At 35.4% G+C, this 19,134-nt stretch carries 17 protein-coding genes; 7 read left to right on the forward strand and 10 right to left on the reverse strand.

Annotation, left to right across the window (positions count from 1 at the left end; all coding sequences use genetic code 11):
• Positions 1-24: 24 nt before the first annotated feature.
• The 9 genes from AC5YGI_RS18805 to AC5YGI_RS18845 form a co-directional block, all read right to left on the reverse strand.
• Positions 25-441 (reverse strand): nucleoside-diphosphate kinase, encoded by a 417-nt coding sequence (locus tag AC5YGI_RS18805; protein WP_034722935.1) that lies wholly within the window; start codon positions 439-441, stop codon positions 25-27.
• Between the two features lie 619 nt (positions 442-1,060).
• Positions 1,061-1,987 carry a ribosome small subunit-dependent GTPase A gene (gene rsgA / locus AC5YGI_RS18810; protein ID WP_496169246.1) on the reverse strand — a complete coding sequence of 309 codons (927 nt, stop codon included), beginning with the start codon at positions 1,985-1,987 and terminating at the stop codon, positions 1,061-1,063.
• A 161-nt stretch (positions 1,988-2,148) separates the two neighbouring features.
• Positions 2,149-3,228 carry a chorismate mutase gene (locus AC5YGI_RS18815; protein ID WP_047431451.1) on the reverse strand — a complete coding sequence of 360 codons (1,080 nt, stop codon included), beginning with the start codon at positions 3,226-3,228 and terminating at the stop codon, positions 2,149-2,151.
• 400 nt (positions 3,229-3,628) lie between these two features.
• Positions 3,629-4,204 (reverse strand): DUF8439 domain-containing protein, encoded by a 576-nt coding sequence (locus tag AC5YGI_RS18820; RefSeq protein ID WP_228449364.1) that lies wholly within the window; start codon positions 4,202-4,204, stop codon positions 3,629-3,631.
• Positions 4,205-4,242: 38 nt separating this feature from the next.
• Complete coding sequence (dnaX, locus tag AC5YGI_RS18825) at positions 4,243-5,328, reverse strand: DNA polymerase III subunit gamma/tau (protein ID WP_202842770.1); 1,086 nt, start codon at positions 5,326-5,328, stop codon at positions 4,243-4,245.
• A gap of 97 nt (positions 5,329-5,425) precedes the next feature.
• Entirely contained in the window at positions 5,426-6,058 is a 633-nt protein-coding gene (locus tag AC5YGI_RS18830; protein ID WP_047375406.1) for a TetR/AcrR family transcriptional regulator, read from the reverse strand.
• 5 nt (positions 6,059-6,063) lie between these two features.
• Positions 6,064-7,320 (reverse strand): aminotransferase class I/II-fold pyridoxal phosphate-dependent enzyme, encoded by a 1,257-nt coding sequence (locus AC5YGI_RS18835; RefSeq protein ID WP_110011634.1) that lies wholly within the window; start codon positions 7,318-7,320, stop codon positions 6,064-6,066.
• A gap of 434 nt (positions 7,321-7,754) precedes the next feature.
• On the reverse strand, positions 7,755-8,111 hold the full coding sequence (locus AC5YGI_RS18840; protein ID WP_330746136.1) for a helix-turn-helix domain-containing protein: 357 nt from the start codon (positions 8,109-8,111) through the stop codon (positions 7,755-7,757).
• A 91-nt stretch (positions 8,112-8,202) separates the two neighbouring features.
• A complete protein-coding gene (locus AC5YGI_RS18845; protein ID WP_496169249.1) occupies positions 8,203-8,940 on the reverse strand; it encodes a response regulator transcription factor in 738 nt (245 codons plus the stop codon).
• A gap of 89 nt (positions 8,941-9,029) precedes the next feature.
• Between AC5YGI_RS18845 and AC5YGI_RS18850 the strand changes: the two genes are divergently transcribed.
• The 3 genes from AC5YGI_RS18850 (at position 9,030) to AC5YGI_RS18860 (ending at position 14,226) form a co-directional block, all read left to right on the forward strand.
• Positions 9,030-9,677, forward strand: coding sequence for a DUF1349 domain-containing protein (locus tag AC5YGI_RS18850; protein WP_496169250.1), 648 nt, complete (start codon positions 9,030-9,032; stop codon positions 9,675-9,677).
• A 942-nt stretch (positions 9,678-10,619) separates the two neighbouring features.
• On the forward strand, positions 10,620-13,622 hold the full coding sequence (locus tag AC5YGI_RS18855) for a sensor histidine kinase (RefSeq protein ID WP_496169252.1): 3,003 nt from the start codon (positions 10,620-10,622) through the stop codon (positions 13,620-13,622).
• A complete protein-coding gene (locus AC5YGI_RS18860; RefSeq protein ID WP_227941448.1) occupies positions 13,615-14,226 on the forward strand; it encodes a response regulator in 612 nt (203 codons plus the stop codon). The genes AC5YGI_RS18855 and AC5YGI_RS18860 overlap by 8 nt, the downstream gene beginning before the upstream one ends.
• 132 nt (positions 14,227-14,358) lie before the next feature.
• Here AC5YGI_RS18860 and AC5YGI_RS18865 read toward each other — a convergent pair whose 3' ends face one another.
• Positions 14,359-15,204 (reverse strand): phage tail-like protein, encoded by an 846-nt coding sequence (locus AC5YGI_RS18865; protein WP_330746132.1) that lies wholly within the window; start codon positions 15,202-15,204, stop codon positions 14,359-14,361.
• Positions 15,205-15,475: 271 nt separating this feature from the next.
• Here AC5YGI_RS18865 and AC5YGI_RS18870 point away from each other — a divergent pair, with 271 nt between their 5' ends.
• The 4 genes from AC5YGI_RS18870 (at position 15,476) to AC5YGI_RS18885 (ending at position 19,092) form a co-directional block, all read left to right on the forward strand.
• The gene (locus AC5YGI_RS18870; protein ID WP_330746131.1) at positions 15,476-16,432 is read left to right on the forward strand and encodes a helix-turn-helix domain-containing protein; all 957 of its coding nucleotides are present in this window, start codon (positions 15,476-15,478) and stop codon (positions 16,430-16,432) included.
• Positions 16,433-16,547: 115 nt separating this feature from the next.
• On the forward strand, positions 16,548-17,750 hold the full coding sequence (locus tag AC5YGI_RS18875; RefSeq protein ID WP_330746130.1) for an MFS transporter: 1,203 nt from the start codon (positions 16,548-16,550) through the stop codon (positions 17,748-17,750).
• 196 nt (positions 17,751-17,946) lie between these two features.
• Positions 17,947-18,360: a hypothetical protein gene (locus tag AC5YGI_RS18880; RefSeq protein ID WP_330746129.1), complete on the forward strand. Its 414-nt coding sequence runs from the start codon at positions 17,947-17,949 to the stop codon at positions 18,358-18,360.
• A gap of 132 nt (positions 18,361-18,492) precedes the next feature.
• Positions 18,493-19,092: a Crp/Fnr family transcriptional regulator gene (locus tag AC5YGI_RS18885; RefSeq protein WP_496169300.1), complete on the forward strand. Its 600-nt coding sequence runs from the start codon at positions 18,493-18,495 to the stop codon at positions 19,090-19,092.
• Positions 19,093-19,134 lie beyond the last annotated feature (42 nt).

Here is a 19,134-nt window from a genome sequence, read left to right on the forward strand (position 1 = left end):
TTTTTATTTTGTAAGATGATTTTCTTAGAAAATCTCTCTTCCTGAAAAATGGAATTGAGCTTCGATTAATGCATTCTCGTCAGAATCTGAACCGTGAACAGCATTTTCTCCGATGCTTCTTGCAAACATTTTTCTGATTGTACCTTCTGCAGCTTCTGCAGGGTTAGTAGAACCGATTAATGTTCTGAAGTCTTCAACTGCATTGTCTTTTTCTAAAACTGCTGCAACGATAGGACCAGAGCTCATGAATTCTACCAATTCTCCATAAAATGGTCTCTCAGCATGTACTTCATAGAATTTTTTTGCATCAGCAACTGTAAGCTGAGTTAATTTTAAAGCCTTGATCTTAAAACCTCCTTCAGCAATCTTACCCAATATAGCACCGATATGTCCGTCAGCAACTGCATCAGGCTTAATCATAGTGAATGTAATGTTAGACATAAATGTATATTTTTTTAATGGCGCAAAATTACAAAAAATATCTTTGATTTTTATTTTAATTTTTTTTTAACATAAAAATAACTTTTATTAAGAAATTATAAGATAAACTTTGGCACAGTAATTGTTTATTCTATTGCGATTCTCATGTTTAATTTGAGTTTTCATGGTTATTAGTTTTTACCCAGCTTCGGCTGGGTTTTTTATTTGTAAAAAATGGCGGTATTTTTTATCAATTATATAATTTTTTAATGAATATCGGATTATATTTAATGATTTTCTCCATTTTATTTCAATTGGTGAAATAATTTTATTTTTTGAAAATCCAATCTCATGGTGGTCAGAAATATGACAAAAGTGGAGTTATCTGCCAAAATTGTAAAGTTGAAAAGTAGAGTTATTTAAAAACGAATATTTTTTTCATTTAAAATTAAAAAAAATAATTACAAGAAATAAAACATCCAGAATACATTAAATTGATCTTTAAAAAAAATAATAACAGTAAATATTATTCTTTAACACTTTCGACAAAATAGTTTAAAACAGAAAAAAGAGACCATCCAATGATAGTCTCTATATTATTTCTAACAAAATTTGTCCTGTTACATAAAGATTGTATTGATTATTTCTGAGACGCTTCTTCTGCCTCGTCCATCAATTTAATGTAAGTAGCATAGCGCGAATGCTGAATTTCTCCTGTTTCAAGAGCATCGATAACAGCACATTTAGGTTCATTGATGTGAAGGCAGTTGTGAAATTTACATTTTTCTCTCTTTTTGAAAATTTCAGGAAAGTAATGCTGTACTTCTTCTTTTTCAATATCAATCATTGCAAATTCACGAACCCCGGGAGTATCGATAACGTTTCCTCCAAAATCCCAGAAATGCATCTGGGCAAAAGTTGTTGTGTGTTTTCCTTTCAGATGGGTATCTGAAATTTCAGAAGTTTTTAAATTCAATCCCGGCTGCAAAGCATTCACTAAGGTAGATTTTCCACAACCTGAGTGGCCAAAGAATACGGAAGTTTTATCTTTAAGAATTTCCTGAAGCTGGTCAAGATTTAATTTTGAATAGGAAGAAATTTCCAGGGTATCATATCCTATCTCCTGATATAGGAATTCAATATCTTTTACAATTTCAATTTCCTCTTCGTGTAAAACATCGATCTTATTAAAAAGAATCAGCGGGGTAATATTATAGGCTTCACAGCATGCCAGGAACCTGTCCAGAAAACCTAATGACGTTTCAGGATGTTTCAGGGTAAAGATAAAGCATGCCAAATCAATATTGGAAGCAATAATATGAGCTTCTTTGGAAAGATTTACGGATTTTCTGATCAGATAATTAGAGCGGGGTTCAATTTTCGTGATCCAGGCAATATCATCCTGTTCCAGTTGAAACTCAACAAAATCTCCTACAGCAAGTGGATTGGTAAGTCTGGTTTTTATTAATTTGAATTTCCCCCTGATTCTGGCCTCGAAAATTTTATGTGTTTCCAATTCCAAAACCTGGTACCAACTGCCTGTAGATTTAATGATTTTTCCTTTCATAGATAATGCTGGTGCAAATATACGCAATTAGGGCTTAGCATTCAGAAAATAGGGTCAAAAACACAATGTTTCAATCTCCTAAATACTGATGGCTAAGCCCTGATTTATTTTTTTACTGAATATCTAGTAAAAATTGTACTACTCTTACTATTATCCGCAATTTATCTCTCGATCATAATATTATTCTGAACTTCAATAGATTCTTCGTGAATCGCTTTGAATACTTTTTCAATAAACTCCTGAGACATTCCTGTTTCTTTTGCTTTTTGGGTAGCATATTCTGTAATTACTTTCCAACGTTCAGGCTGGAAGATCGCGATGTCATTTTCTTTTTTAAGCTTACCGATCTTTTCAGAAATTTTCATCCTTTGAGAAAGAAGTTCAATTAACTGGAAATCAAGATCAGAGATTAAAGTTCTGTGTCTTCCCATTTCTCCTTCAAAACCGGCAAGATTAGAGCTTCTCACTTTCAGATTTCCGATAAGATCTGCAAGAACTTCAGGAGTGATCTGCTGGGAAGCATCGCTCCATGCTTCATCAGGATTACAGTGAGATTCAATGATTGCTCCCTGGTATCCTACGTTAAGTGCCTCCTGTGTAATATCCGCAAGACCTGTTCTGTTTCCGCAGATGTGAGAAGGATCGATTAACATTGGAATATTGGGAAACTGGCTCTTGAAATCAAGGGCAATCTGCCAGTTTGGATTGTTTCTGTATTTTGTTTTCTGGTAGGTTGAAAATCCTCTGTGAATAACTCCCAGGTTTTTAATGTCCTGTCCTAAAAGCCTTTCCAATGCTCCGATCCATAAAGCAAGATCCGGATTTACAGGATTTTTCACAAATACCGGTTTATCAGTTCCTCTTAAAGCCATTGCAATTTCCTGTACCGTAAATGGATTCACTGTAGAACGCGCTCCGATCCAAAGAACATCTACGTCTGCTTCTAAAGCTGCAAATACGTGGTGTGCATTGGCTACCTCAGTTGCTGTTTTAAAACCGTATTCTTCTTTTACTTTTTTCAGCCAGTTCAAACCGATCACTCCTACCCCTTCGAAACCGTTGGGTTTGGTACGCGGTTTCCAGATTCCGGCACGGAAAACGGATACATTGGCATTGGATTCCTTAATTCTCCTGGCCGTTTCAAGCATTTGAGCTTCACTCTCCGCACTACATGGTCCTGCAATCATTAGTGGCTGTGTAAGCCCATCGATCCACTCATTTTTTAAATCATTTAAATTCATTATTCTAAATTTTATTGTTTTTTTATATTATTTATTCATTGACAGCAATAGCCCTTTGGATTATAAAATTTAATTTATAATTCTTTTCAAAAAATGCCGTTCAAAATTGTTTAAAGGAATCAGGAAAATAATAGGGCTCTACTTCTCCTGTATTTTTTGGAAAGAAATTCAGTTAACAGTACCAATAAAATCGGTAATACGTTCTTAAATTTCTATAATAAGAAGCAGAAAAACTAAAATAACCGCTAAAAAAGTAATTAGCGGGTGCAAAAAAAGACTGATATGTGTTAATCAATTTTTCCATTGTATTCTGGAAATGTCTTGTTTTAGCGTTTCTGTTTGTAATTTGTTTTTGTCAGAAACTTATTTCTGACAGAAATATTTGACAAATATATAAAAATTATGTCAAATCAAACTTCATTAAATCATCAAGATCTTTCAAAAGTGGATTTTTTTCTATAAACTTTTCAAATAATTTTCTCTTCGTCACCACCTCAATCTTCAGATTTTCAACGTCTCTGACGTATTCTACCTCAATAATATGATTCTGAATTTTTCTTTTAAAATGATTAAAAAATTCTCCACTTATTTTATCAAATTCCACTTTTGCAGAGTCTGACGGAAACAAAACTTTGATTTTATGCTCTTCGGCTTTGACCAGTTTAAAGGTTTTGACCGCATTAAATACAAAGTTATTTTTTACCTGAAGCTGTTTAAGCATAATTTTCCATTCCGTCTGCAGATCCGTATCTGTAAAATGGTTTTGAGGAAGATTTTCAGTTCTCACCACAACATCTTCTGCTGTTTCCACTTTATCTTCTTTATTCAAAAAGGAATTGATGCTGAAACCGGAGGATATTCCCGGTCTTGACAAAGGCTTGGTTGTTTTGGTCACAGAAACTTCCTGAACTGTCTGAGAAACAACAGACAGCTGTTCTGTTTTAACTTCTATTTTCTCCGGAGTTTTTTCCGGCATTTTCACTTCCTGTTTCTCACTGAGAAACGGAGCCAGTATCAGGAATTTTTTTTTTTAGTATCGCCTAAATTAGCTGTCAGTGAAGCCAGCTGCATTAATGCAATTTCAACCGTAAGTCTAGGGTTTTTGGAATTCTTATAATTAATATCTGCATGGTTGCAGATTTCAATACCATCAATAAGCTGCTGGGCGGCCCATTTCTGTCCCTGCTCTACAAACCTGGCCTTGGTCTTCTCTCCTACTTCAATGAGTTCCATGGTGGAAGCATTCTGTGCCATCATCAGGTCTCTGAAATGATTTCCTAATCCGGCAATGAAAATATGAGGATCAAAACCCTTCTTTACAATCTCATTAAATGCGAAAAGCACTTCAGGAATTTTGTTTTCCCTGGCAAGATCCACAATGTTCAGATATTGATCGTAATCCAGAATATTGAGCACTTCGGCGGCTTTTGCCAGTGTAATATTTTTCTGGGAGAAAGTAGAAAGTCTGTCGAAGATAGAAAGTGCATCTCTTAATGCACCGTCTGCCTTCTGAGCAATCAGATACAGGGCATCATCTTCATACTGGATATTTTCTTTCTGGGCAATGTTTCTCAGATGGCTCTGTATGTCTTCGATGACGATTCTTTTGAAGTCATAAATCTGACAACGGGATAAAATTGTTGGAATAATTTTATGTTTCTCCGTGGTAGCCAAAATAAAAATAGCATGCGCAGGCGGCTCTTCCAGCGTTTTAAGGAATGCATTGAAAGCGGCAGAAGACAGCATATGAACCTCATCAATGATATATACTTTGTATTTACCCACCTGAGGTGCAAAGCGTACCTGATCTATAAGTTCTCTGATATCATCAACAGAGTTATTGGATGCAGCATCCAATTCATAGATATTGTAAGCAAAGCCATCTTCTGAAACCGAGCCATCTTTCTCATTGATCTTTCTTGCCAGAATTCTGGCACAAGTAGTTTTACCCACACCACGAGGACCGCAAAAAAGTAATGCCTGAGCTAATTGACTTTCTTCAATTGCATGTTCTAAAGTATCCGTAATATGGGATTGTCCTACAACCGTATCAAACTCCTGAGGACGATATTTTCTTGCAGATACTATAAAATTTTCCATTGGTCAAAAATAAGAAATATAGTTTTAATTTGAAAATTAAAAGTTTTCAAATATCAACAAAAACATATTTCTGTTCAAATCGGAAAACTTTTACCCTCTATTTCTTTTTGCTGTATGCAAAGTCAATCAACTCAACAATAGCGCCTTCAATCTCTTTTCGTCCTTCTTCAGTTTTCAGATCAATACCGCAAAACTTATTGGCGTTGTACCCCGTATAAAGGTTAAGATAGTAAGCTCCGGAAACAATCAGAGCCATAATTGCTCTGTGTCTTGTTGCTACTCCTTCACCAAAGTAAGGATCCGAGATGTTTCCAAATAAAACTTCTCCAACTTCTTCACGTTGTTCAACTAATTTCTTAAGAATAGGCTTGCTTTCTGAAAGCTCCCAAAGGATAATCTTCTGAAGTTCTTTATTTTTCTTCAGGTTTTCGAACTGGTTCAAGACAACCATTTTAGTAAGCTCGTGTCCACCGTCCGAGAAATCCATATCAACATCCTGGTTGACCTGGCTCCAGTAATCCTGAGATTTGATATATTCATCGATCAGCTTATCAGTACTTCCAAAGTACTCATAGATCAATTTTTTATCAAATCCGGCTACGGCAGCTATTTTGCTTACTTTTAATCCGGAATATCCTTTTACTCTTAAAATTTTACCAACTGCAGCAAGCAGTTTCTGCTTTGTTTTTTCTTTGTCCCTAATGGGGCCCTGCACTACTTTTCTAGGCATAATTATTATTTTTTCGCAATATGCAATTTTTTATTAATATCATCAAACGCATTAAGCGTTTTATCGAGATGTTCTTTTTCGTGTCTTGCCGTCACACTCATCCTGATACGCGCATCTTTTCGGGGTACAGCCGGGTACAGAATCGGATTGGTATAGATTCCTTTTTCTATTAGTAGTTTTCCGGCTTCTCCTGTTACATAAGGATCTCCGATTTTTACAGGGATAATTGCAGAGCAGGTAACACCTGTATCCAACCCTAGGTCGTCAAGCCCTTTTTTGAAATAATTGATGTTATCCCAGAGTTTTTGTCTCCAGATGGGTTCTTCGTCAATTAAATCAATGGCTTTAACTATTCCTGCTGATGATGGTGGAGCTGTCGCTGAGAAAATCTGCTGACGGGAATGGAATCTGATGAATGCCGCTATTTTTTTATCTGCAATGACATATCCTCCCAGATTTCCAAATGTTTTGCTGAATGTACCTGTAATAAGGTCTACTTTATCCAATAACCCGGCCTGTTCCAAAGTACCTCTACCAGATTCTCCAAGGATACCGACACCATGTACGTCGTCTACCATCAGAAAGGCATTATACTTCTTCACAAGGTCATAGATCTCATTAATACGGGAGGTATCACCATCCTGGGAATACACTCCATCCACAATAACGAGTTTCGTACGGTACAGATTTTCAGATACCTTCAAAATGTGTTCCAAAGATTCCAAATTATTGTGCGGAAATGTTTTTTTGTTGGTAAAAGCACATCCTTCGTGCACACTGGCATGTACAGCCATATCTAAAATAGCAAGGTCTTCTTTCTGCATCAAGCATTGTAAAGAAGCACTATTAGCTGTATAACCCGTAGTAAACACTACAGCTTCATCTTCTGTTCTTTTAAAAAAACCTGAGATTTTTTTTTCTAATGCATTGTGGTAATCAAAATATCCTCCGATAAGAGGAGTAGCTCCTGTTCCTGTACCATATTTTTCGATTCCTTCAATGGCAGCCTGTTTTACTTTTGGGTGCTGCGTAAATCCTAAATAATCACTTGATACAAAACTAACAAATTCTCTGTTGTGATCTGCAATATTAACATTCAGTACTGCATTGGTTCCTGAAGTATTCTTCAGTCTGTAGTTCATGTGGCCATTAGACTTTACAAAGTCTAAATATTCATAAAAAATTTCAGCCCTTTGAGCCATATCATTGTCTGGTATATTCTCAAAGTCTTTAATGGTTGCTGTTGTGAAATTGATGCTCATCCTTAATCTTGTTTGTTGTGTGTGGTTTAAAAAAAAACAAATATATAACTATTTGAAGGGCTTAAGCTCCCATATTAAGATTAAATATTATTAAAGACACAATAATTTATTCTTATCCCCTGGAAACCAAACTTAATACCATATACCGGTTTCTTTTTAACATTTATGTGTATTGAATTAATTAGTTTTTTCTTACCTAAATTTAATAAAAAAACTAAACAATAAAGAAATATTAATAGATAAATAATAAAAAACGACCGTTATTTTTTACAACCATCTCATTTATAAAAGATTATTTTCTATAAATTTTAACATTATAATTCACTAAATTGTCTTTTACAGTAGGAATTCAGCAGGATTAAATCCCTACCCGGAGACGAAAAATGCCCCAAAACTCCTGTAACAGGAATTTTAAAGAATAAAAACAGTCAGTTTTAAACAGAATGGGAATCTCTGAATTTTCCGGGAGTAAAACCGGTCATTTTTTTAAAAAACTTTGAAAAATTGGAAGGGTCGTAAGTAAAAATACGGGCAATTTCTGCTACAGATTTATCCGTAACAATGAGCATCTTTTTGGCCTGTTCAATAATTTTTTCATCATAATAAAAACAGGGATGCTGTCCGGTTTCCTTTTTAATGGTATCAGTAAGATGTTTATGAGAGACAGCAAGTTCTCTGGCAATTTCATTCAGTTCCATAAATTCAGGTACAGTTCCGGAAATCACCTTCTGGATATGCTGATCTAAAAAGGTAAAATACTGACGGGTAATTTCTTCACTTCTTTTCATCATATGGGTCTTGCTAATCTGTATTCAAGTTATAAAATTAATCATAAGGAACAAAATAACATGGTGAACTTTTCGGATATTCCAGAATGAATGTTTAATAAAAACTATCCTTAAAGGCTTGTGTAGAATTTTTTACTTTTAACTTTTCCAGTATATTCTGACGGTGTCTGTTTACGGTATTGATGCTTATAGAAAGAAGATCTGCAATTTCTTTGCTTGCATGCCCTTCCCCTATAAATTTTAAAACTTCCAGTTCCCTTGGGCTTAAAATATTTCTATAATCAAGCTTATCTTTTACAACCACCTCTCCTTTTTCGGTATTCACAATCATAAAACTGGAAGCATTAGAAGGAGTCAGAGCCATATTATAAAGGCAAAGAGCCAGCCTCAACCGTCCGTTATCAGGAGAATAAACATAAAACATACGGTGTTTTACCCATCTGTAGTTCTCATTTTTATCCTTCATTCTTATTTTTGATACAACACTGTATGCTGCGCGCTGCTCCATCTGCATAGCATCCAGTAATTTAAAGAAACGGAGTTCATGGATGTACTTTTTCAGGCGGTCATCAGGATGTATTTTTTTCAGCATTTCTTCTTCCCAGATGGAGTTAATTTCTGCAGGATTTTCCTCCATCTTAAGTCCAAGTTCATATGCTGCTGCAGATTTATAAATAAAGCTTTTATTCTCCTGCATATCACTCAGCACACATATTGCACCTTCCATCTGGGAATATGCCAACGCCTGCTGTTTATAGACCCCGATGTCAAGCCTGCATTTTTTCGGGGTATTGTCCAGTAATTGATCACTAAGCTGTTTACGGATTTCCATAATGGTTATTTATCAGTATTGACGCAAATAAGGTTTAATAATACTTTTGCTAAAATAATAATTTACGCTTATAACTTATCCCAAAGAGAATGAAGAAAATGATTTTCGGCTTTTGCGCCTTATTCCTGATTCAAAAGTTTTCCGCCCAGAGTCTGGAAAAAATGACATGGTTTAATGAACCTGAAAAATGGGAAATCAAAAACAACAGTCTTTCCATGTTTGTAACCCCACAAAGTGATTACTGGAGGGTTTCACATTATGGATTCACGGTAGATGACGCTCCTTTCTATTATGCTACCTATGGTGGTGAATTTGAAGCAAAAGTAAAAATAACAGGCAGTTATAAAGCAAGATTTGACCAGATGGGCCTTATGCTGAGAACAGATGAGGAACATTATATCAAAGCCGGAGTAGAATTTGTAGACGGCAAATACAATCTCAGCACTGTAGTAACCCACAACAAAAGTGACTGGAGTGTCATTACATTGGAAAAAACACCTCCTGCCCTATGGATAAAAGCAGTGAGAAGGCTGGATGCTGTGGAAATATTTTATTCTTTTGATGATAAAAATTATATCATGATGCGGAATGCTCCTCTTCAGGACAACACTCCTGTAATGGTTGGCTTAATGGCAGCCTGTCCTGACGGAGAAGGATTCAATGCTGTTTTTGAAAACTTTAAAGTAAAACATCTGCCTGATCAGCGCAGGCTGAAGTGGCTTGAAACTCATCAATAACGATTGAATTACACTTCAATATACAGTCAATTTTATTCACCTCCCATCATTTCCGGGAGGTTTTTTGTTTAGAAAAGGTTATCTGCGAGAAAAAAACAAAATAATTACCATAAAAAGCCGATACTTTCTATGTTTTATCTTCAATATTGGAAACTCAATAGGGCCAGGCTATAATCCAGAGCGTAGACGAAGGAAGCCCGGTTTAAAATAAAAACGTTTTTCATCCGGCTTCAGCCGAAACTTAAATAACAGAAGACTACACCTACCATTTATTCAACCATGTGTATTCTGAGTACTGGTAATAAAAAGAGACTGTTTACTTTAAGTACAGTCTCTTTTGTTTTCTTGAGATAAAAACCGTTTGTGTTCTTAGAATCATTATTTTGGCAATAAATCTTCTTTAATAGTTATGAGAATATTTTGCAAAAATATGAATATCCATAGGCATCGGCAAAGTTATCATGTAGAATAAACCTGTATTTTTTGTCAAACTATTACTACAAAAAAACAAAATATTCAGCCATTAATAAAAAAAATATTAAAAATTTCCAAACATAAGATTATTTACCATTTATAAAATTCTAAAAATAAATACAAATCCAGCATAATACTGAGATCTACAGGCGAGAATTTGAAACAAATCTCACATTAATTTATCACTTATTATTGAAATACGATAATATTTATAAAAAACCGGAATGACGTATTGTCTGCAAAACATGATAAAACTTAGAGAAAACAAAATATGCAATACTAATTTATCGCCATAATTTCACTATTTTTACACGATCAAAAAATATAAAACACAAAAGACCAGAAAACTTCAATGATAAAAATTTATTCTCAATCGTTCCTGCCTTTTAAAAAAACTTTGACTTGTACAAATACCATTATTAACCGTCTATTGCATTAGCAGCAGATATAGATAAGTTTTGCACATATATGAGAGTTTGGGCATTTATTTTTGCTTGCATCTATCTAAACATTTCCGGGCAGCACTATACCTCTATGTGGTACAATATAGACAATGGGCTTCCACAAAGCAGTGCAAAAGCCATTGTCAAAGACAAATATGGCTTTATCTGGATTTCTACCGAAAACGGGCTGGTAAGGTATGACGGCAGTTCTTTTATTACCTTCAGTAATTTCAGGGTAAATAATCTGCATTTTGGTGAATTTATAGGAGATCCCTGTCTTGACAGTATAACGGTTCTTAATAATTTTCAGGAAAATAAAATCATTATTAAAAACAGGTTCCCAAAAATTGCAAGGCTCACTGCCGGTGATAAAATGACCTATTGCAATGGTACCGATATCCTGCACCGTATTGCCAATAATATCATTACATCAGATTTCTATAATGATGTTCAGTATTTTATTCAGCTTAAGAATTCTGTTTATCATTTTACCGAAAAGAATGCCATTATTTATAAGGAAGGAAAAAAGGAAATAAAAATTATACTGCCTTTTACCAATAAAGACCTGAATTACATTTTTGTACTGAATAACCATCTTTTCATCAATGATCTGAAAAAAAGAAAAACCTACTCTATCTACAAGGGACATCTTTCTGTTTCTGATCAACCAACACTTTTCAACCACCCTGATACCAAAATATACTGGCAGCAGATTACCAATCAGACTTTCATTATTAACCACGACAATATTTATCTTTTAGAAGGTAATGAAAAGGATCTCCGTTTAAAATTTCTTGTCAATTTTGAAGAAATCGGAAATCATTCCTACTGCTCGATGTTCTATGATAAAGCGTTCAACAAATTGTACCTTGGAACGCTTAATAACGGACTGAATGTTCTTCAGCTTTCCAATTTCTATGTATCAAGAAAAGAAGCTGATTTTTCCAGCAATGTATATTTCGCATCTCTTCCTTTCAGCCAAAGTACAATCATTGCTGAGGACGGAACAGAATTCGGAAGAAACGGAATTGTAAACACCCACCTTTTCGGAAACAATGACAATTATCTGATGATGTATGACAATTCCGGAAATATTCTGATCAAAAAGAGAAATCATATCGTAAGGTTTTATAAAAACTCGGGCTATAAAAAGAAGGATTCCACTTTTGTTAAAAAGGGGCTTGAAACATTTATGAAAAGCGGAACTCTTTATGGCACGACTTTCACAGATCTTTCAGGCACTCAGCTTCATTTATACAAAAAGGATATATTCAGCCAGCCGGATTACACCTATACTTTTAAGAGTTTTGTCAATATTTTTCATCAATACAATGAGAATGAAATTCTGACCGGAAACAGCGACGGCCTTTATTCCATAGCACTGCGAAGCAATACCGTAACACCTTTGATCAAAAATATTCATGTCAAAAGCATTATCAGGACAAAAGATAATCTGATATGGATTACGACGGAGAAAAGCGGCTTTTATCTATTCAGGAATCATAAGCTTATCAAGATGCCGAATGACATCAATGATTATCTTCAGTCAGCTCATTATATTCTTGAAGACAAAAAGGGATATTACTGGATTTCTTCAAACAACGGGATGTTTAAAGTTTCCAAAAAACAATTGCTGCGCTATGCAGACCATAAAAACACTCCGGTTTTCTATTATCGTTTCACCAAAAAAGATGGTTTTCTGACCAATGAATTTAATGGAAGTTCAGAACCCAACGCCTATGCTCTTGAGAATGGGAATTTTGTATTCCCTTCAATGGATGGTTTTGTATTTTTCAATCCGGAAAATATTCAGACGTATTACCCGGGAAGAAATAACATTTATATTGAACGGGTAAAAATCGGTAATTCTGAGCCTCAGTATTTCCATCAGATCCTTGATTTGAAAAATGATTACAAAACTGCGGATGTCTTTATTGATATTCCTTATTTTTCCAATCCTGAAAACCTTTATATTGAAGCTAAAATATCCGGAAAAGAAAATACAGGATGGGAAAAGATTGCCACAGGAAAAGAATTAAAATACACCATCAGCAATCTCTCTCCGGGAGATTACACCCTGAGGGTAAGGGTATTGATATCTGCTGATGGGAAATATGAAGAAAAAACAGTACGTTTCAAAATTCAGCCTCTTTTTTATCAGACATTGCTGTTCAGAGTGTCCGCGTCCATCATTATTCTTATTATCATCATCATTATCGTTCAGTTAACCACCAATTTTCTAAGGATAAAAAATAAAGCTTTAAAACAGATTGTCCATAATAAAAACTCTGAACTGAAGGAAACCTCTCTTCATCTGGAGGTTGTAAAAAATAACCTTCAGAAAGAAACGGAATACCAGAAAAAACTGGTGGAAACCATCAGCCACGACATTACCACTCCTATCAGATTTATAGCCATGCTTTCCCAGAAACTTCATGAGTCTGATGATGTGGAACTTCAGAAAAAGTACTTTGACAGTATCTATAAATCATCAGAACAGCTTTATCAGTTTACGCTGAATCTGAAAGAGTATACCGAACTTTATAAGGCAGAAAATATTTTCGAAGAAAAGGAATATCCCATCAACAGAATCCTGGAAACCAAGAACAAGCTGTTCTGTGAAATTGCTAAAGAAAAAGGAACGACGATTACCAATCTTACTGAGGGTGTCACATATTCCAGGGTAAATGAAAGTATTTTAACAGCCATTATTCATAACCTCCTTGATAATGCTGTGAAGAATACCTCTCAGGGAAATATCACCCTTATGATTACCGAAAATCCACAAAAATCCACAATAATAATCAGTGACACAGGAACGGGAATGTCTGAAGAACAGATTGCGGTTTATATGAACCTTTTCAGAAATCCTAAACTGGAAACTCCCAGTTTTAAAGGAAAAGGGCTGGGCCTGCATATGGTTATCCATCTCGTAAAAAAGATCAACGCAGAAATGAATTTCAGGCAAAACCATCCTAAGGGAACTGTTGTGGAAGTAACACTCAAAAAAACTAATCTTTATGAATGAAAAAATTTTAATTGCTGATGATCATTATGTAGTAAGGGCAGGAACCTGTCTGGTTCTTGAAACGGCTTATCCGGGTCTGAATATAGATTTTGCTGAAAATTATGACCAGGTGAAAGAAAAGCTGGGAGATCAAAGGTATGATCTTCTTATTTTAGATATTGATATGCCGGGAACCCAGTATAAAAAGATGATTCCGGAGCTTAAAGATATTCAGAATGACCTGAAGATTCTCATTTTCTCAGGATATGACAAGGATGTTGCGATCCAGTATATCAGGGAAGGAGCTGAAGGCTATCTGAATAAACAAAGCAGTGAAGAGGAAATTAAGAATGCTGTGAAAACTGTCATTGAAAAGGGATATTTCTACCCTGCGGAGCTGATTGGTCTAATTATTCAGAACAAAAGGAACAATCCTGTCGAAAAGTTATCATCAAGGGAATATGAAATTTTTAAACTTCTGGCAGATGGCAACGGCAATCTGGAAATTGCCAACAGGCTTAATATTCAGATGTCTACGGTAAGTACTTATAAAAAAAGGATCTTTCAAAAGCTTAATGTCGGAAATATTGCAGAGCTGATTAAAGTCTATGAAATGATGCATTAAGAAAACGGGGCCGGGATTTAAAGTATTCCTGCCCCGAAAAAACACAAATCTCATGAGATTTTAATAGCTAACCCATTGATTTTGTATGCGTTATTTTTTATCATTGTATTTTTAGAATCATCTGTCGGCGTATTAATACAGTCTCTGTACAGAGAGAAATAACTCCCTTGTATTATCAGAAGTATTGGAATCTGTGGTTGTAGCATCGCTGCTTCCTGTTGTAGATTTATTATCTACACGGAATGCATAATACACTCTGTACCATCTAGGCTCCGGTTCCTGTACTGTAATATCAAATGTTACCGTCTCATTATGGGTCTGGGTAAGATAAACACCATCATCAAACTGTCTGTAAGCTCCCGGTGATAATTTAATATTTCCATTATCAGAATCACCGGTATGGGTAGACATTTCCGAAACCCAGATTTTCACATCTGAAGTTCCCACATTGTAAAGTCGCGGATTAAAAGTAGTAGCCGCTCCCGTACCTGCTGAACTGCTGTTAAATTGTGCATCAAGTCTCAGGAAACCTCCCAAAACCGGAAGATCAGTAAGATAGGTACTGGCTAATGTACTTGCTCCTGAAGTACCTGCGGGCATGCTCCCGTGATAATAGATTAAATCTCCAATGGGAATATCATTATCTTGTCCTCCAAAAGCAAATTTCCAGGTAGTTCCGTTGAACATATAATAGCCGGCTTTGTCTACTTTTGCTGTTTTTACAGAAGGAACAGTTACCGCCTGGGTTACATAGACCAAAGCTCCGGTCTGAGCTGCCAGATAAACATTATCTTTAGCTCTTAACTGGTCTCCTGTCATTCGGGGAGCCATCACTCCATCAGCCGCAGTAGCCACATCGGGCTTTCCTTCTACATGTAATGTTACTTTAGGGGAATCTGTATTGATCCCAACCTGGGAAAATGCAGCTATTGAAAAACACATCATAATGCTGGCAAGAGGTAATTTTATTTTTTTCATTTTAGTATATTTGTTTAAAAATTATTTGATTTATTTAAAAATTGAATAAATCGTTTAGGGTTAATTGATAGATCATCAATCAGCCTTTGTTGAGCTAGCTGGTGCAAAGTTATCCGGACTGATAAATCAAATCCATCAATAATCAATGAAAAACAGGAAACAGCTCACAAAACACAAATCACTAATAACCAGAAAGTTAAACCAGTCATTTTCTGAAATCTGACTGTTACGAGAAAATATTGGAATGATTTAAAATTACCTTCTGCCACAAATGACTACCGAAAAAGACATAAAAATTGAACAGTACAAAAGACAACTGGTGTATTATTATAATATTCTGATGTCTGTTATTCTTGCCCTATTTGGTTTAATATTTACTTTTATTATTCCCGATAAAATAATGGCCTGGTATCTTTTCGGAGGACTTTTTTTAATGGTTTATACGTATCTGATTGTGCGCAAAACCTACTCGGTGAATGTCATGGTGCATTCCTACATCATTATTGCAACGCTTTATAATTTTTACATTATGCTGGCTTTCTGGAACAATTCTATAGCGAGTTTTGTCTGGCTTATTCCGATTCCGCTGGCAGCCTATGTTTTCTTTCAAAGAAAGTATGTTTTTATTTACAGCATGTATGTTTTGCTGAATATTATAGCGGGATACCTTATTTCTAAGTATTTCAGCTTTAAATTCCCAATACACCAACCAGAAGATGTGAGAATTACCGATACCATCCTTATGATTTCCAATGTAGCCGTAATATCACTCCTGCTCTATTTTAAGGATAAAATAAAACGGGTTGAAATTTACCATGAAATTGAGGAGAAAACCCAGAGAACAGTAATACAGCAGGTTCCTACAGCAGACAAAGCTCCTTTTGCGGATGAACTGTTTGACAAAATTGAATCTGTGATGAGAGAAAAACACCTGTATAAAGATGTAAACTTTAATATATCAAAGCTTTCCACAGAAATGGAAATTAACAGTAGCTATATCTCAAAATCAATTCGTGCAAAAGGATATCCCAACTTCAATAATTACCTTAATATGCATAGGATTGAATGCGTAAAAAAGCTGCTTAATGAAAATGACCTTGAAAAGGTAACTCTCATGTATATCTATACTGAGGCTGGATTTTCCAACCAGTCTACCTTCAACAGGGTTTTCAAGCAGATGGAAAATATTACCCCTTCCGAGTATATCAGCAGCCTGCAGTTTCATTGATTTGTTTCGCCAATCAATATCATTGAGATAATAATTTTTAAGTTCGGAAAATAATCAGGAAATTTACAAGACAAATTTTCTGTAGAACCACTGCATTGTAATTGCAAAAAAAATCATGAATTCATCTGAAAAAGCCATTCAGGGAAGCTTACGTTTCCGATATATAAAACTTTGTATTTTTTTTTCAGGACTTTCGGTTTTTGCACAGCTTTATCTTTTCCAGCCGATGCTGCCTATGGCTGCGGAACAGTTTGGGGTGTCCGTAGGTGATACTTCCCTGCTGGTTTCATCATCCACAATAGGCATGGCATTGGGATTACTGTTTTTTGCTTTTAAAGCAGACAGCTATTCCAGAAAAAGTCTTATGGTTTTTTCGCTGATTTCATCTGCTATTCTGACTATTATTTCTACCTGGATTCCAAATTTAAGTCTACTGATTGCTATCGGAGTATTGAAAGGTTTTGTTGTTTCCGGGGTTTCTGCAGTTGCCCTGGCCTATCTTACAGAAGAAGTGGACGCTCTGGCAGTACCAGCAGCCATCAGTATGTATCTCAGCGGTAATACCATTGGAGGAATGAGCGGAAGAATAATGGCTACTTTGTTTGCAGGGGAATTCGGATGGCGTAATGCCGTTCTGCTGATTGGTATAGAAAGTTTCATCCTCGGCGTTGTATTCTGGAAACTGTTTCCGGAATCAAAGTTCTTCAATCCACAGAAAACGGATTATCATCTAAAGGTAAAACAGATGAAATTCTTCCTTACCAACCCTTATATGCTTCGGTTATATTGTACTGCCGCACTGCTGATGGGAGTTTTCGTGAGTGTTTATAATTACCTGACATTCAGGTTGGAAGCAAAACCTTTTTCGTTAAGCCATTTTATTATAGCCTTTATCTTTCTGATGTATATTTTTGGAGTCTTCGGAACGATGATCGCAGGCCGTCTTTCCAGAAGGTTTCCGATGAATAGCATTCTGAAAGCTTCTATCCTGTGCATGCTTACCGGAGCTGCTCTTCTATTATCTGAAAATATTTATATTCTTATTTTCGGGCTCGGGCTTTTCACTCTTTCATTCTTCGCTGCTCATACTATGGCCAGCCAGATGACTGCATTGTATGCAAGGCGGGGAAAATCTTCAGCCACTTCTATTTACTGGCTTTTTTATTATTTTGGTTCAAGTATTCTGGGAAGCGGTACCGGTTATCTGCTTCATGCCTTTTCATGGGATGTTTTCATAACAGTTCTAATGATAAGTGTTATAACAGCTCTTCTTCTTACCACTTTTAATACCAATCCAAAAGCGGGAATAAAAAACTAATACCACATAGATACCACATCCGGTATTTCATGATTATGTGACAATTCGCGTATAGTGTACTATTTTAACGTATTATTAATTTTTTATATCAAAAATTTAACCTAATCTCATTCAAAACAAGATTTAACAATGCAATGTCGGGCATACTATTTGCTATTTTACTAAAGACCATATCACCATTTAAAATCAAAATATTATGAACGTAGCAGATCTAAAAATCAAGAACTTGGTTGAGTATAAAAATCAGATTTATACCATTACTGAGATCTTTCAAAATGTCGAACAGGCTTATTTTGTTAAAATTGAAAATGATATTCAAAGTATTTCGGTCCCGGCAGCATCCATTAAACCGATTAAAATAACGGAAGAATGGCTTGAAAAGCTCGGCTTTTCACGAACGGACAGTTCAGATCAGAGTATACGGTATGAAAGACCGGAAGCTTTTATAAAATATGATATAGACTTGAGTTCCAGAAAAATAATGGAAGGGCTTAAAATATATGGAAATGCTATAAAATGTAAGTATATCCATGAGTTTCAGAATATTTTCTCAAGTTTATTCGGAAAAGATACAGCTTTGCATTATGGTTATTTGAAAACAGAATCGTAGTTAAATAGTTCTTAGTTGTAGAAGACCACAATTTATCGTATAAATTGTGGTCTTCTTATGTATAATTGTTTCATCTTGCTTCCGTAATTTAATATTTGCGTAAATTTGTGCCTATACCTATAAACTCTAATGATGGATACAGATACAATAGTTTTACAACTTATAGAACACTTTAGAGAGATCGTTTTTTTAGAAGATAAAGATATTGACTGTATTAGTTCCAAATTAGAAATTATACAACTTAAAAAGAAAGATTATCTGCTTCGCGAAGGACAGGTTTCCAGACATATGCGTTTCATTGCACAGGGAAGCCTCTATGCGTACCATATTGATGAAAAGGGAAAAGAAAATACCACCCAGCTGGGTATTGAAAACTGGTGGGTGAATGATCTTTACAGCTATCTTAGCGAACTGCCTTCAAGAATGTTTATTCAGGCTAATGAAGATACCTCCATCATACAGATCAGTAAGAATAATCTGGAATTATTGTACAAAGAAGTTCCGGCTGTCTCAGAATTCTGGCGTCTGAAAATGCAGTCTGCCTATGTTACGTTACAGGAAAGAACCTTTGAACATTCCCGTGTTGATGCTTATACCAAATACCGCACATTTGTCACTGCTTACCGTAATATCGAACAGCGTTTTCCTCAATACATGATCGCTTCCTACCTCGGAATCACCGTAGAATATCTGAGCTATCTGAGAAAAAAACACCTGTCTGACGTTTCTTAAGATTTCTTAAGTTTATTCCCCTCCAGCCCGAATAATTTTGCT

The sequence above is a fragment of the Chryseobacterium sp. CS3K3.1 genome (assembly GCF_059515165.1).

Coding starts and splice junctions, on each gene's coding strand:
- AC5YGI_RS18855 (WP_496169252.1), top strand. CDS start 10,620: ATGAGAGTTTGGGCATTTATTTTTGCTTGCATCTATCTAAACATTTCC.
- dnaX (WP_202842770.1), bottom strand. CDS start 5,328: ATGGAAAATTTTATAGTATCTGCAAGAAAATATCGTCCTCAGGAGTTT.
- AC5YGI_RS18820 (WP_228449364.1), bottom strand. CDS start 4,204: ATGCCGGAAAAAACTCCGGAGAAAATAGAAGTTAAAACAGAACAGCTG.
- AC5YGI_RS18845 (WP_496169249.1), bottom strand. CDS start 8,940: ATGGAAATCCGTAAACAGCTTAGTGATCAATTACTGGACAATACCCCG.
- AC5YGI_RS18850 (WP_496169250.1), top strand. CDS start 9,030: ATGAAGAAAATGATTTTCGGCTTTTGCGCCTTATTCCTGATTCAAAAG.
- AC5YGI_RS18840 (WP_330746136.1), bottom strand. CDS start 8,111: ATGATGAAAAGAAGTGAAGAAATTACCCGTCAGTATTTTACCTTTTTA.
- AC5YGI_RS18805 (WP_034722935.1), bottom strand. CDS start 441: ATGTCTAACATTACATTCACTATGATTAAGCCTGATGCAGTTGCTGAC.
- AC5YGI_RS18880 (WP_330746129.1), top strand. CDS start 17,947: ATGAACGTAGCAGATCTAAAAATCAAGAACTTGGTTGAGTATAAAAAT.
- AC5YGI_RS18865 (WP_330746132.1), bottom strand. CDS start 15,204: ATGAAAAAAATAAAATTACCTCTTGCCAGCATTATGATGTGTTTTTCA.
- AC5YGI_RS18830 (WP_047375406.1), bottom strand. CDS start 6,058: ATGCCTAGAAAAGTAGTGCAGGGCCCCATTAGGGACAAAGAAAAAACA.
- AC5YGI_RS18815 (WP_047431451.1), bottom strand. CDS start 3,228: ATGAATTTAAATGATTTAAAAAATGAGTGGATCGATGGGCTTACACAG.
- AC5YGI_RS18860 (WP_227941448.1), top strand. CDS start 13,615: ATGAATGAAAAAATTTTAATTGCTGATGATCATTATGTAGTAAGGGCA.
- AC5YGI_RS18870 (WP_330746131.1), top strand. CDS start 15,476: ATGACTACCGAAAAAGACATAAAAATTGAACAGTACAAAAGACAACTG.
- AC5YGI_RS18875 (WP_330746130.1), top strand. CDS start 16,548: ATGAATTCATCTGAAAAAGCCATTCAGGGAAGCTTACGTTTCCGATAT.
- AC5YGI_RS18885 (WP_496169300.1), top strand. CDS start 18,493: ATGGATACAGATACAATAGTTTTACAACTTATAGAACACTTTAGAGAG.
- rsgA (WP_496169246.1), bottom strand. CDS start 1,987: ATGAAAGGAAAAATCATTAAATCTACAGGCAGTTGGTACCAGGTTTTG.
- AC5YGI_RS18835 (WP_110011634.1), bottom strand. CDS start 7,320: ATGAGCATCAATTTCACAACAGCAACCATTAAAGACTTTGAGAATATA.